Source organism: Salinimicrobium oceani, assembly GCF_012037645.1.
Window position 1 is genome coordinate 1 of the sequence record NZ_JAAVJR010001618.1, and the last position, 287, is coordinate 287.

A 287-nucleotide genomic window follows, 5' to 3' on the forward strand; every position below is an offset into this window, starting at 1 on the left:
TGCCTTACCAGCTGCCCTACGTTGTGTAAACCTGAAGCAGCCATATCTGTGGCGCGGGCATCTCCTATATGTGTATTGTGTTCCCAAATAATTACCTTGGCGTCTTCTCCGTAATAGTTCATTAATGTATTTAATGTTTCCACCATATGGCTGTCCCTCACGTTCCAGGAGGAATGGTCGAATTGTGCCATGGCCTCATAATATTTTTCGGCATTCTTTAGCACCAGGGAATTTAGCTCAGCATTGAGGCCTGCTTCGGGCTCATCTTCGTACCGGTCCGTTCTTTG

1 protein-coding gene is annotated in these 287 nt (G+C 46.7%); it reads right to left on the minus strand.

Annotation, left to right across the window (positions count from 1 at the left end; translation table 11 throughout):
- On the minus strand, positions 1–287 hold a 287-nt coding region (locus HC175_RS23325), incomplete at both ends, for an erythromycin esterase family protein (RefSeq protein ID WP_168140117.1).